Annotated in this window: 13 protein-coding genes; 8 read left to right on the top strand and 5 right to left on the bottom strand. The window is 34.4% G+C overall.

All coding sequences use genetic code 11. The features are described 5' to 3' along the window. Positions 1-49: 49 nt before the first annotated feature. The 4 genes from RM706_RS16255 (at position 50) to RM706_RS16240 (ending at position 4,437) form a co-directional block, all read left to right on the top strand. Positions 50-1,381 (top strand): amidohydrolase family protein, encoded by a 1,332-nt coding sequence (locus RM706_RS16255; RefSeq protein WP_311353329.1) that lies wholly within the window; start codon positions 50-52, stop codon positions 1,379-1,381. A gap of 6 nt (positions 1,382-1,387) precedes the next feature. Further along, positions 1,388-2,017, top strand: coding sequence for a PAQR family membrane homeostasis protein TrhA (gene trhA, locus RM706_RS16250; protein WP_311353328.1), 630 nt, complete (start codon positions 1,388-1,390; stop codon positions 2,015-2,017). A 147-nt stretch (positions 2,018-2,164) separates the two neighbouring features. Next, on the top strand, positions 2,165-2,845 hold the full coding sequence (locus tag RM706_RS16245) for a phosphatase PAP2 family protein (RefSeq protein WP_311353327.1): 681 nt from the start codon (positions 2,165-2,167) through the stop codon (positions 2,843-2,845). A 20-nt stretch (positions 2,846-2,865) separates the two neighbouring features. Then, on the top strand, positions 2,866-4,437 hold the full coding sequence (locus RM706_RS16240) for an ArnT family glycosyltransferase (protein WP_311353326.1): 1,572 nt from the start codon (positions 2,866-2,868) through the stop codon (positions 4,435-4,437). On the opposite strand, the gene RM706_RS16235 is transcribed toward RM706_RS16240, so the two are convergent. Continuing rightward, the gene (locus RM706_RS16235) at positions 4,425-5,096 is read right to left on the bottom strand and encodes a ZIP family metal transporter (RefSeq protein WP_311353325.1); all 672 of its coding nucleotides are present in this window, start codon (positions 5,094-5,096) and stop codon (positions 4,425-4,427) included. The two genes, RM706_RS16240 and RM706_RS16235, sit on opposite strands and share 13 nt — an antisense overlap. A gap of 73 nt (positions 5,097-5,169) precedes the next feature. Between RM706_RS16235 and RM706_RS16230 the strand changes: the two genes are divergently transcribed. Then, a complete protein-coding gene (locus RM706_RS16230; protein WP_311353324.1) occupies positions 5,170-6,339 on the top strand; it encodes a THUMP domain-containing class I SAM-dependent RNA methyltransferase in 1,170 nt (389 codons plus the stop codon). A gap of 8 nt (positions 6,340-6,347) precedes the next feature. On the opposite strand, the gene RM706_RS16225 is transcribed toward RM706_RS16230, so the two are convergent. Genes RM706_RS16225 through rlmD form a run of 3 tightly spaced genes read right to left on the bottom strand, consistent with a single transcriptional unit; the run spans position 6,348 to position 9,059 of the window. Further along, positions 6,348-7,118 (bottom strand): DUF6048 family protein, encoded by a 771-nt coding sequence (locus RM706_RS16225; RefSeq protein WP_311353323.1) that lies wholly within the window; start codon positions 7,116-7,118, stop codon positions 6,348-6,350. Continuing rightward, complete coding sequence (locus RM706_RS16220) at positions 7,099-7,632, bottom strand: DUF6452 family protein (RefSeq protein WP_311353322.1); 534 nt, start codon at positions 7,630-7,632, stop codon at positions 7,099-7,101. The genes RM706_RS16225 and RM706_RS16220 overlap by 20 nt, the downstream gene beginning before the upstream one ends. 14 nt (positions 7,633-7,646) lie before the next feature. Then, positions 7,647-9,059, bottom strand: a complete 1,413-nt coding sequence (rlmD, locus tag RM706_RS16215) for a 23S rRNA (uracil(1939)-C(5))-methyltransferase RlmD (protein ID WP_311353321.1) — start codon at positions 9,057-9,059, stop codon at positions 7,647-7,649. Positions 9,060-9,164: 105 nt separating this feature from the next. On the opposite strand from rlmD, the gene RM706_RS16210 reads away from it, so the two are divergent. From RM706_RS16210 to rocD, 3 genes are all read left to right on the top strand, one after another. Beyond that, positions 9,165-9,707: an RNA polymerase sigma factor gene (locus RM706_RS16210; protein WP_311353320.1), complete on the top strand. Its 543-nt coding sequence runs from the start codon at positions 9,165-9,167 to the stop codon at positions 9,705-9,707. Positions 9,708-9,711: 4 nt separating this feature from the next. Beyond that, positions 9,712-10,089 carry a DUF6768 family protein gene (locus tag RM706_RS16205; protein ID WP_311353319.1) on the top strand — a complete coding sequence of 126 codons (378 nt, stop codon included), beginning with the start codon at positions 9,712-9,714 and terminating at the stop codon, positions 10,087-10,089. A 158-nt stretch (positions 10,090-10,247) separates the two neighbouring features. Continuing rightward, positions 10,248-11,525 (top strand): ornithine--oxo-acid transaminase, encoded by a 1,278-nt coding sequence (gene rocD / locus RM706_RS16200; protein WP_311353318.1) that lies wholly within the window; start codon positions 10,248-10,250, stop codon positions 11,523-11,525. A gap of 36 nt (positions 11,526-11,561) precedes the next feature. Here rocD and RM706_RS16195 read toward each other — a convergent pair whose 3' ends face one another. Continuing rightward, the gene (locus RM706_RS16195) at positions 11,562-12,872 is read right to left on the bottom strand and encodes a carboxypeptidase-like regulatory domain-containing protein (protein WP_311353317.1); all 1,311 of its coding nucleotides are present in this window, start codon (positions 12,870-12,872) and stop codon (positions 11,562-11,564) included. Positions 12,873-12,898: the final 26 nt, after the last annotated feature.

Below are 12,898 nucleotides of genomic sequence, written 5' to 3'. Positions count from 1 at the left end.
TTTCCGTAGTTTTTAAAGATATACCTATCTTTAAGTTAAACTACCGACCATGAAAAAAGCTGCCCAAGTAGTAAGCCTGTTATTAAGTTGTTATGTATTTGCCCAAAACAATACGAAAGTATTGGTAGGTGGTACCCTTATAGATGGTTATGGGTCAACACCCATAAAGAATAGTGTGATTATTATTGAAGATGATAAAATTAAAGAAGTTGGAACCATTAATACACTGGAAATTCCGGAAAATGCAGAAGTAATATCTACAGAAGGAATGTCGGTTTTACCTGGCCTTTGGGATATGCATGTTCACACGAAACTAGTGGGTCATTCTAACTATGGATATTGGGATAAAGTATACCAACCGCTTTGGAAAGATGTAATTATGCCGGCATCTGTGCAACAACTCTTAATGGCAGGGGTAACTAGTGCTAGAGATTTGGGTGCTCCTTTGGAGGCAAGTATTGCAGTACGTGATGCTGTTAACAACGGGGATATTCCTGGGGCGACTTTGTATGTTTCAGGGCCTTTTATTCAGCATAAACCGTATCCTGGAACGGAAAACTCGAGATGGGGAGTTAATAGCCCTGAGGATGGTAGAAGAAAAGTGAAAAAGTTGGCTACCGCGGGAGTTGATGTCATTAAATTGATTGATCATGACCAAATGACAATGGATGAAGTAAGAGCAGTTGTAGATGAAGCCCATAAGAATAATTTGAAAGTTGTTGCACATAGCCATCGACCTGAAGAGATTAGAAGAGGGTTAGAGGTAGGTGTGGATTGTTTTGAACATACAGGGCTGTCATCTGCTCCCAGATATCCAGATGATGTTATGACCCTCATAAAAGAACGTACGGCCGATATGAGCCAAGGACCTTTGTTTTGGTGTCCAACAGTTGAAGTATTGTATAATTTTGAATACAATCGAGATAACTTAGAGTTTGTTGACGATGATTCATGGCATCTGGGATTACCAGATAGTGTTATTGTGGATATTAAAAATAGCGTTCAACACCCAGATAGACTACCTTACTTTCAATTGATGCCTTCAAGAAAACCAACATTGGAAACCAAAATCAACCAATTGTTGGATGCAGGTGTAGTATTAATGATTGGTACGGATAGCGGTATCCCAATGAAGTTCCACAGCCAATCTACATGGCATGAACTTGATGTTTGGGTAAATGAATTTGGAATAGACCCTATGTATGCGATTCGCGGAGCAACATATTGGCCATCACTTTGGATGGGAGTTGCTGATGAAGTTGGAACTGTTACTCCAGGGAAATATGCTGATATAATTGCTGTAAAAGGAGATGTCTTGCGGTATATCAGCTTGCTTCAAGATGTTGATATAGTCATTAAACATGGAAAACGTTACAAATAGTCTATTTTGAATGCTAAACATCCCCAAATTATATTAGAAGAAAAACTGAATACCTACTCCCATGGACTAGGAATTATATTGGCGGTTTTAGGGGCATACTTCATTATAAATAGTTCTGAAATCCACTTTAAATTTGGTCTAACCATATATTGCCTATCACTAATTTTGCTTTTCACAGCCTCAACATTATATCATGCTGTTACTAATCCTTTTAAAAAACAGCAATTAAGGATTTTGGACCATATTAGTATTTATTATCTGATTGCTGGAACTTACACTCCGGTTTGCTTATATATATTAGAAGATTCCAATGGAATACCACTGCTATATTTAGTATGGGGAATAGCTATTTTTGGAACTATTTTAAAGCTTTTCTTTACAGGACAATTTGAAGTATTTTCTTTGGTACTATATGGGATCATGGGCTGGTTGATAGTATTGGATCTAAGTTACTTGATGGAGCACATTTCATCTCAAGGTCTATTTTTCTTAGGACTCGGGGGAGCATTTTATACTATTGGGATTCTTTTCTATGCGTTAAGAAGGATACCATATAATCACTTTATTTGGCACCTATTTGTATTAGGTGGGGCCATATCCCATTGGTTATTAATTAATAACGAACTGTCTAATTGAGTATTATCAAAAATTTAATATAGTACTATGTAGAAGTTAACTTAAACTTTAGTTTACTATATTAAAATCATTACTTGATAAAGTAATAATAGTGAAGTTTAACAAAATTGTAAAAGGTGAAATAATTTTGTTTGCAAAGCTGTTCGTATGCAAATAATAAAGAATAGATTACTACCATTTTTTGTTGCCTTCTTTTTACTCATGCCATTTCTTTTTATCTCTAAACTTGACTTGATGGTAGTAGTAAATACCTCAAGAACTCCTTTTTTCGACGTTTTTTTTGCTAAGTCAAGTGCCTTGGGCAATGCAATTACAGTCGCCTTTGTCATATTTTTAGTTTTACTTTTTAGACTGAAATGGTTAGCCGTTTTTCTATTAGGGTTTATTACACAAGTAGTGATTGTTTTATTGCTTAAGAAAGGCTTGTTTGCTGGAGAATTAAGACCATATTTATTTTTTAGAATGAATGGTTTATTGGATTCTGTAGTTATGATTGAAGGACTCAAAATGAGATATGTAAATACTTTTCCCTCAGGTCATACAGCAACTATTTTCTTTCTCGTTTCCTTTTTTGCCTTGCTAGCAAGGAATAGAGTTGCATCCTGGGTTTTACTCTGTGTTGGTCTAACAGTTGGTTTTTCAAGAATATATCTTTTCCAACATTGGTATGCCGATGTATACTTTGGGATGTTATTCGGCACATTCTCTTCGATAATTGCCTATTTAGTAGTGAAAAAGTATCCAAAACAGTGGCATACCAAACAAATCAGAATTGATTTTCGAGGTGCTATCAAAGAAACACAAAATGCGCTTAGGCAATTGTTTTGATTGTTATTTTACACTTAGCTATGAAATTAATTAACCGGAAGAGTCCTTGGATTGTCTTCATATTCTCAATTTTAATATGTTTATCTTTTTCTGGGCTGTACCCAATTTATATTCTAGATGAGGCGAGAAACTCTGAGGCAGCTAGAGAAATGTTGGCTTCAAAAGACTTTATAGTTCCCTACTTTAATGGGCAACTACGAACTGATAAGCCGCCATTGCACTATTTTTTTATGATACTTGGCTATAAAGTATTTGGTATCAATGCTTTTGGTGCTCGTTTTTTTTCAGGACTTTTTGGTGCCTTGACGATATTGATTACATTTTTATCAGTTCGAAAATACAGTGACAATAAAGAAGCCTGGATAGTAACTTTAATTCTTTTGTCATCTTTATTTTTTGTTCAAGAGTTTCATCTTGCCGTACCGGATCCTTATCTTATATTCTTCATTTCAGCATCTTTATTTTCATTTTTCCATTTTTACAAATCCAAATCAAAAAAATGGCTTTGGTTTGCATATGCTGCTATAGGATTTGGGATATTGACTAAAGGACCTATCGCCCTAGTTTTACCAGGATTAATTATTCCAGCTTTTTTAATTTTTTCAAATAACTTTTCCTTTAAGACTATTTTTCAGTTTCGTCCATTTATAGGTTTGGCAATAGTATTAGTAATTGCTACACCTTGGTACTATTTAGTACATGGCGCAACTGATGGCGAATGGACAAAAGGATTCCTTTTTGACCATAATATTTCTCGTTTTAGTTCTGAGAAAGAGGGACATGGTGGACTGTTTTTCATAACTCCGCTCTTTGTTATTTTAGGCATGCTACCATTTTCGGTTTTTATTATTCAAGGATTTGATAATGCTTGGAAGCTTAGAAGCCAGAACAATTTTCTTTTATTTTCTTTTACCACCACCGCTGTAACAATATTGTTCTTTAGTATTGCGAGCACCAAACTTCCCAATTACCCAATGCCTTGTTACCCTTTTATTGGAGTTTTAATTGGAAATTATTTATACCGATTGTCAAAAAAAAAATCAAAATCAAAGTCGACTACAATAAGCTTGGCGGCTCTGATATTGATTTCATCGGTCATACCAATAGCTGGTTTTATTGCTTTAACCTTAGAGAATCAATTCTTTGAAGTTCGTTTTATCTCATTGTTATTGGTTATAACCACGATAGGCACTATCGTTGCCTTTTATTTTTATGGAAAGGCTGATTTAAAAAAGACATTTCTGTCAATTGCAGGTAGCTGGACTTTAACGGGACTTTGTCTATTTGGTATTATCTATCCAACTCTGACAGCTAAGAGCCCAGTTTCAATGGCATTAAAAATAGTTAACTCAGAATCAAAAATCATAGTTTATCAAAGAATTGATAGTGCTTTTCCAATTAATTTTAATAGGGTTTTTGAAGTGACTGATAAGTTCATAGAATTGGAATCTTTTTTATGTCATAATCCTGATGGCTTTATTCTTACCAATACCAGAGACAAAAGTGCCATAAAAGAGTTTGAAAAATATACTCTAATATTAGAACAAAAGGCTTTGTTTGAAAATCATATTACTCGTATCTACAAAAAGTAGGCAATAACAATCCCAAGAACAATTACTATTAGCTTTCTTAAATTAAAGCTATGGCCTTGTGAACTCTCAAAAAGCACTACGGTAGATATATGAAAAAATACCCCTATGGCCACTGCGGTGATTTGATTGCTATATTCCTGAATGAAACTGGATTTTACACTTAAAAAACTGCCCAATGGGGTCATGAGGGCAAACATGGAAACAAAGAGAATACTTAAGCCAATATTTAATCTTGAGTTTATTAAAAATATAGATAGAATAATAGCTACCGGTATTTTATGTACCAAAATGCCATATAAAATATTGTTGTCATCTGAGATAGGAACACCCTCAATAAGAGCATGTAATGAAAGACTTAAAAAGAGTACAATAGGAAATGAGTTAGCTTTTAGATCAATATGTACGTGACCATGTTCAGCGCCTTTTGAAAAGAATTCTAGAAAAACTTGAAGAAGAATTCCCGCCAGAATAAAAACAGCAATAGTTTTTGAATCACTATTTGTATAAACTTTTGGTAGTAACTCAAAAAAACTAAGCGCAAGAAGAAAGGCACCGCTAAAAGCCAATAGCAATTTTATGTTTTTTTGACTTTTAGTTTTTGCAAAAAAAACAAATATAAAACTTGCTACCACTGCTAAAATGGGTAGAGTGTAAACCATTGATAGGGTATTTATTGGTTACTGAGTATAAGGTGTAAAATTAGCCTATTTTTGGAGAACACTTTTGTGAAATATGGAGCAGAATTTTAAAATGTTAGCCAAAACTTTATATGGGTTCGAACCTATCTTGGCTAAGGAACTTAGAAACCTAGGAGCGAGTAATGTACGTGAAGGAGTCAGAAATGTAACTTTTGAAGGCGATACCGGTTTTATGTATAAAGCAAATCTTTCTTTACGCACAGCATTGAAGGTTTTAAAGCCTATAGAGAACTTTAAAGTTTTTAATGAAAAGCAACTCTATAGAGAGTTGTACAATATGGATTGGCCTGATTTTTTTGATAGTTCCATGTCATTTGCGTTTGATACAACACTAAATTCTAAAGTGTTTAACAATTCTCTTTTTGTTTCGCAACGTGCTAAAGATGCTTTAGTCGATAAATTTCGTGACATAGAACGCCAAAGACCAAGTGTAAATACTAGAGAACCAGACGTTAAAATCAATATTCATATTTATGATAATAATTGTACGGTATCATTAGATAGTTCAGGTGCTTCCCTACATCAAAGAGGCTATCGCATTGCAACTAATATTGCACCAATAAATGAGGTGTTGGCAGCTGGTTTGTTGCTGATGAGTGGCTGGGATGGAAGAACAGATTTTTTAGACCCGATGTGTGGAAGTGGTACTTTTTTGATAGAGGCAGCAATGATAGCTTGTAATGTACCCGCCAACATTAATAGAAAATCATTTTCATTTCAGAATTGGAAAAGTTTTGATGAAGATTTATTCCAAAAAATTATGGAATCTCGGCTGAATCAAACTCGAGAGTTCCGCCATAAAATCATTGGTTTTGACAAAGCTCCTTCTGCTGTCCGAAAGGCACAGGAAAATATAAAAAATGCAAATCTTTCGGAATATATATCTATAGAGAGAAAAGACTTCTTTAAAACTTTAAAACCAATTGAAAGTAAGTTACATATTGTTTTTAATCCACCATACGGTGAACGTTTAAATATTAATGTTGACGAGTTCTATAGTAAAATTGGTGATTCGCTTAAAAGAGATTATGCAGGGACGAATGCCTGGTTCATTACTTCTAATTTGGAAGCCTTAAAACATGTTGGCTTAAGACCTTCAAGAAAGATAAAAGTGTTCAATGGCAAGCTAGAATCTAGATTAGTGATGTATGAGCTTTATGAGGGCAGTAAAAAAGGAAAATATATGAATAAGGAAAGAAGCTAAAACCTTCTTTATTCTGTTTCTTCATTTGGTTTTTTTTGTTTTTTCTTTGCCTTTTTATATAAAGGTAAAAAGTAAGACAAAGAATAGTTGAATCCTACACCCCATTTACTTTCATCAGTAACTTTATTAAACCCTGGTATCCAAAGATTTCGAAAATTATCGGGTTCATTATTACCTAATAGATGTGCCAATCTAACACTCATGCCCACATAAATATTTGAAACTACTTCAGCTTTTAATCCAAGTACAAACTCTAACCATGAGGCGTTTAGATTTTCAAATTCTATAGATTCGTCACTTCCCAAAACAAAACCATCTGGACTAAAAAATCGATTGCTATCGAAGTACGAAAAATTGTTCAAGTTCTGACTAAAACTGCTAAAAGCATATCGGCCGCCTATGGTAATCTGATTGCTCATGCCAAACCAGTTTTGGTAGGTGTTTTTGTCTACACCTAATTTTATATAACTACCAGATGTTGTGTATTCATAAAGTACAGATTGTTCTACATCTTCATCTTGTGTTTTCTCTTCATTGCCTAATTCTACTGCTATATATAGGTCCTCCGTCAATCTATAATCACCAACTATTTCAAAGCCAGTATAACCATCAATAAGAAAAGAAAGTGTTGGCCTACTCAAGTCAATACCCACTCTTAGACCATACTTTTGTTGGTATTTAATTGAGTCAATGGTTTGTGAATCTGCAGAATCGTCTTCTTGAGAAAAACCAAAAGTCAATATGAGCAAAGAAAAAATATTAATGAAATATCTTGACATGAATAGTATTTGATCGTTCAACATTTTCATTGACTATAGAAATCCTTTTTATCCAATCTGTTGTATAGACTTGTCTAGTGGTATCTAAAGCATTAAAATTTGGAATAAATCCGCAAGCTCTAGATATATATTCACTATCTACCGAATAGCTAAAAGTTAACGAATCGATTGTTCCAGTTTCTATGTCTTCATCGTTATCATCTGAATTTATAATAAATTCAAAAGTTGTGGTTGACGCATCAATACGCAGTGGAACAAGAACAGAATCTGAAACCGTAGATCGGTCTGTGAAAACAGGTGCGGTAGTTTTACTATAAATACTATCATTGTCAATAGCCCTTATTCTAAGCGAAGGGACTGATTTAAATACATCTTCCTCTTCCTCAGAGGCAGCGTCATAAAAACCAATTACAAGAAAAGGAGTGTCACCCTCGACACAAATATCATCTTTCTCACAAGACGAAAAATAAGAGACAATGACGGCTATCAATAAAACTGGAAAAATTCTTTTCATTGTTCTTTTTAATGTCATAACCGCCTGGTTAAAAGTACGATATTTTCAACATGATGAGTTTGTGGAAACATATCCACAGCTTGAGTTTTGGTAACTACGTAAGCATCATTCATAAATGCAAGGTCTCTCGCTTGAGTTGCGCTATTGCAACTTACATAAACGATTTGTTTTGGCGCAACTTTTAACAATTGTTCAACAACTAATTTATGCATTCCATCTCTAGGTGGATCTGTTATGATTACATCTGGTTTTCCATTTTCGTTAATGAAAGTGTCGTCAAAAACAGTTTTCATATCTCCCACAAAAAACTGCACATTTTTAATACCATTACGTTCTGCATTTTCTTTGGCATCATTAATAGCTTCGGGTACGGACTCAATACCAATTACCTTTTTTGCTTTTTTAGCTATAAATTGTGCAATGGTGCCGGTGCCTGTATATAAATCATATACCAATTCAGTGCCCTTCAAATTTGCAAAGTCTCTGGTAATCTTATAAAGTGCGTATGCCTGTTCAGAATTAGTTTGATAGAATGACTTTGCATTGATTTTGAATTGTAGTCCTTCCATTTCTTCAAAAATGTGATCTCTTCCGGTAAAGCAGATGATTTCCCGATCATAAAAGGTATCGTTTTGCTTTTTGTTAATAAGATATTGCAAGGAGGTAATTTCTGGAAAAACCACATTTAAATGGTTTAGCAAAAGTTCCCTTTTTTCTTTATGGTCTTGATAAAATTGAACCACTACCATAATTTCACCAATCGATGTTGTTCTAATCATCATAGTGCGGAGCAATCCCTCTTGCTTTCTAGGGTTAAAGAATTGCATGTTGTTTTTTTCCGCGAATGACTTAACCGCTATTCTAATAGCATTGGAAGGATCTTGTTGCAAATGACACTTTTTTACATCTAAGATCTTGTCCCACATCCCAGGGATATGAAATCCAAGAGCATTTTTATCTATTATTTGTTCATCTGAATTAATTTCATCTAAGGTCAGCCAACGACTGTCTGAAAATGAAAACTCCATTTTATTGCGATAGAAATAGTGTTTTTTAGAACCTAATATGGGTAAGGGTACAGGCAATTCAATTTGTCCAATGCGCAAAAGATTATTTTCTACCTCTCTCTGCTTATAATAGAGTTGGTGTTCGTAGGCCATATGTTGCCATTTGCAGCCTCCACATACCCCAAAATGTTCACACAACGGTTCAGTTCGTTTGTCGGATAGTTGATGAAATTTAGTTGCAGTGCCTTCAAAATAGGCTTTTCGTTTTTTTGTCGTCTGAATATCAACAATATCGCCTGGTACAGCATTTGAAAGAAATATCACTCTACCGTCTGGGGCTTTGGCAATTGTTTTTCCTTTGGCCCCCGCATCTGTAACTTCTAATTGCTCAAATACTTGTCTATTGTTCTTTCTTCGCATCCGGCAAAAATAGGTAGTTTTTAATCTATTTTATTCTTAAAACAATAGGGAATTTTTTTGAACCGGGAACCTTTTTGACTTTAGATGGTCTATATTATGTAAACTATGGGGAATCCGAATAAAACATTAGATGCATTACTGGTGATTTCTTATCAAACAGGTGACAAGAAAGCCTTGGCGCTTTTGTTCAAGCGTTGGAATAAAAAAATATGTGTACAGGCTTATAGATATAACAATGACTGGGAATCAGCAAAAGATGTAACTCAAGAGACATGGCGCACCGTAATCACTAAAATTCATTCATTAAGGGATGCCAACCGTTTTGGTAGTTGGGTCATGACTATTGCTAGTCGAAAAGCCCTAGATGATATAAAAAGAGAGAAAAAGGTTTTTAGAGAATTCAATGAAGAGTATTGGGTGGACAAAACAATTGGTTTAAATACGGTTGATACTCGTGACCAACAAATTCGATTAGCGTTAAATGCTATTACCGAGCTACCAGTAGACCAGCGAATAGTACTTAAACTGTTTTATTTGGAAGAATATAGTTTAAAAGAGATAAGTGCAATAACCAATGTAAGCATAAGCACAGTAAAGACCCGTCTTTTCAGAGCACGTGAAAAGATGAAATTAATATTAAAAAAATAGAATTATGAGTAAAGATTTAGAAAAAATAGATGATTTAATAAAAGAAGCACTTTCAAAAGAGGAAGCTAAGTATTATGATGATTTAAAGGAGCAAAACCTTTTAGGAAAAATTGGCGAAGTATATCGAGGAAAACTGGGTTGGTTGGCTATTATAATGAACATAGTTCACCTTGTTTTTTTTGGCCTGTTTATTTATTGTATCATATCATTTTTTAATACCACTGAAACTAACGAACTTATAAAATGGGCCAGCGGAGGATTTTTATGTATGATTTTTATGGGAATGTTAAAGCTATATGTATGGATGCAGATGGATAAAAATGACATTCTAAGAGAATTAAAACGTTTAGAGTTACAGGTTTCCGTTTTGAACAATAAATAAAGTGACAAGCACTAATTAACGATTAAGTATTTATAAATAATTATTAATTTAGCAGCTCTACTAGGGATGATTTCTCTCCCACGCTGAATTTTCGAGACTTCGAAAGGATAAAGGTATTGCAGGAATGGTTATTTTATAAATTTTAAAAACTGTTTAAAATGGCTGTTTTAGAACGATTAATGTCGCATGAAGCGATAGATTTAGAAAACAAGTACGGAGCACAAAATTACCACCCTTTACCTGTGGTGCTCAGTAAAGGAGAAGGTGTTTACGTATGGGATGTTGAAGGAAAAAAATATTATGATTTTCTTTCGGCCTATTCTGCGGTAAACCAGGGGCATTGTCACCCAAAAATTATCGATGCACTGAAAAATCAAGCTGAAAACCTGACCTTGACTTCACGTGCGTTTTATAATGATATGCTGGGGAAGTACGAGAAGTACGCCACTGAATTCTTTGGTTTTGATAAATTACTGCCAATGAACACTGGTGCCGAAGCCGTAGAAACCGCTTTGAAATTGGCTCGAAAATGGGGATATGAAAAGAAAGGGATTCCTACGAATCAGGCTAAAATTATTGTATGTCAAAATAATTTTCATGGTCGTACTATTTCAATTATTTCGGCATCGAATGATCCTATTGCCACAGAGAATTTTGGTCCTTTCACACCGGGTATGATTTCAATCAGGTATAACGATATCAATGCACTAACAGAGGCTTTGAAGGATGAGAACGTAGCTGCGTTTATGGTAGAGCCCATTCAAGGCGAAGCAGGGGTTTACGTTCCTGATGAAAATTATATAAAAGAAGCATTTGATTTATGTAAATCAAAGAATGTACTTTTTATAGCTGATGAAGTGCAAACTGGTATTGCCAGAACTGGACGCCTATTGGCAACTTGTGGTAATTGTTCTTGTCCCGATAAAAATTGCTCCAGTAAGCCAGATGTAAAACCTGATGTATTGATTTTAGGAAAAGCAATTTCAGGCGGTGTTTTTCCAGTTTCTGCCGTTTTAGCAAATGATGATGTCATGGAAGTCATTCGACCTGGTAATCACGGTTCCACTTTTGGAGGCAATCCATTAGCATGTGCCGTTGCCATGGCAGCATTGGAAGTTGTGAAGGATGAAGAGCTTGCAGAGAATGCATATCAATTAGGAGAATTGTTTAGAAGCGAAATGCAAAAACTAATTGAAGAAAGTCCTTTGGTTCGTTTAGTTCGGGGAAAAGGTCTTTTAAACGCCATCGTCATTAATGATACAGAAGACAGTTCAACAGCCTGGAATATTTGTGTTGCTTTAAAAGAAAATGGATTACTGGCAAAACCTACCCATGGGAATATTATTCGTTTCGCACCGCCATTGGTCATGACAAAAGAACAATTACTGGATTGTTTGGCAATTATTCGAAAGACCATTTTAGAATACAAGACATAAAAAAATCCCCGAAAGGGGATTTTTCTTTTAATTTATTTATCGCGCTGCCGCACCTTGTATATTTTTTCCGCGCTTAAGTTGGCGCTGAATCTTTCTAATAGCAGATTCAATGGACTTTTCAGGCTCTATAATGTTATATTCCCCCCAAAAATCTGGATCAGAAAATCCAATTGCTTCATCGCTTAAAATTATTGACTTTTTAATTTTCTCTTTGGCTTTTAAATTAATTCCTTCATCATTCTTTTTCCAATCAGTAATAGCCATCTCGGCAGTCATGCTATAAACCGAGTTAAATAATTTATCATCCCAGTCCACTTTGAATTCTAAAAGTACATTACTATAGCCGTAATACCATTTCCCATTTTTATTTCTGTAATCAACTCTATATGCCACTTCTGTTGGCCAAACATCAACTTTTGCTGGCTTTTTACGAACAAATAGGCGTGAAGCGAGCCCACGATTAGTAATGTTCAGCTTATAAACGGCGCTGGTCAAGGTTTTGTTTTCCACATCAATATAAAGTTTACCCTCATATAATGGCTCACGAATACTCTTTAATTGTTTAAAATCAATAACATAAATCTGGCGGTCATTGATTAGTGTTGACCTGTCAAAACTAAAACTATATTGATCTACAGAACCTTCTTTAAAGATGTATTCAGGATATTTCATAATATCTATATATAAAGTGTTAAAAGGCCCGCCTTGAAGTTTTAGGGCAACTGTATCCAATTTACTATAGTCAGTACTTTTTCGTGCTTTATAAAGTTGGACAGCATCTTTTTTACTTGATGCATAGGAGGATTTGTGTATGTTTACAACAGCCTCGGAAAGTGATACATTACGTCTTCGCTTTTTAATGGTCTCACGGTAAAAAGCTGTCATTAAGGTAGGGTCATTAAAATAATTTTCACCTCTTTTGCTCAATACTTCACGAATTAATGCTTCTGCATCTTTTGGTGCGTTGATATTTACTTCTGCCAATTTAGTAATAGAAATTTCCAGCTCAATTTTATTGTTTTTTTTGTCGAGCTCATTTAAGGGAATTTTTTTTGTGGTATGCCCTAAAAAAGAGAAAGAAACAATACCTTCTTTTATTGATAATGGTACTTTAAGTAAAAATTCTCCCTCAGTATTTGAAACGGTAGAAATGTTCGTGCCTTCGAGCGAAATCGTGGCAAATACCATTTCTTTATTAGAGTTTTTTTCGACGATTTTTCCTTTGTATTGTTTAAAATCGTTTTGTAGTTCTTGAAATGCAAAAGCATTTGAAAAGCTTAAACATGTTACAAAAAGGATAAAAACAGATAATATTGAAATAAAATTTCTTTTAGTTGATAATATCATGATATCTAAAAATTAATTTAAAGTTA

This window comes from Croceitalea rosinachiae (assembly GCF_031846445.1).
GTDB lineage: Bacteria > Bacteroidota > Bacteroidia > Flavobacteriales > Flavobacteriaceae > Croceitalea > Croceitalea rosinachiae.
Note: the sequence above shows the minus strand (reverse complement) of the source record. Positions and strands in the feature narration are given on the sequence as shown.

Bases quoted from the DNA above. Each gene is read 5' to 3' on its own strand.
- RM706_RS16235 (WP_311353325.1), bottom strand. From the start codon at position 5,096: ATGGTTTACACTCTACCCATTTTAGCAGTGGTAGCAAGTTTTATATTT.
- RM706_RS16195 (WP_311353317.1), bottom strand. From the start codon at position 12,872: ATGATATTATCAACTAAAAGAAATTTTATTTCAATATTATCTGTTTTT.
- RM706_RS16230 (WP_311353324.1), top strand. From the start codon at position 5,170: ATGGAGCAGAATTTTAAAATGTTAGCCAAAACTTTATATGGGTTCGAA.
- RM706_RS16255 (WP_311353329.1), top strand. From the start codon at position 50: ATGAAAAAAGCTGCCCAAGTAGTAAGCCTGTTATTAAGTTGTTATGTA.
- RM706_RS16210 (WP_311353320.1), top strand. From the start codon at position 9,165: ATGGGGAATCCGAATAAAACATTAGATGCATTACTGGTGATTTCTTAT.
- rocD (WP_311353318.1), top strand. From the start codon at position 10,248: ATGGCTGTTTTAGAACGATTAATGTCGCATGAAGCGATAGATTTAGAA.
- RM706_RS16240 (WP_311353326.1), top strand. From the start codon at position 2,866: ATGAAATTAATTAACCGGAAGAGTCCTTGGATTGTCTTCATATTCTCA.
- rlmD (WP_311353321.1), bottom strand. From the start codon at position 9,059: ATGCGAAGAAAGAACAATAGACAAGTATTTGAGCAATTAGAAGTTACA.
- RM706_RS16245 (WP_311353327.1), top strand. From the start codon at position 2,165: ATGCAAATAATAAAGAATAGATTACTACCATTTTTTGTTGCCTTCTTT.
- RM706_RS16205 (WP_311353319.1), top strand. From the start codon at position 9,712: ATGAGTAAAGATTTAGAAAAAATAGATGATTTAATAAAAGAAGCACTT.
- RM706_RS16225 (WP_311353323.1), bottom strand. From the start codon at position 7,118: ATGTCAAGATATTTCATTAATATTTTTTCTTTGCTCATATTGACTTTT.
- RM706_RS16220 (WP_311353322.1), bottom strand. From the start codon at position 7,632: ATGAAAAGAATTTTTCCAGTTTTATTGATAGCCGTCATTGTCTCTTAT.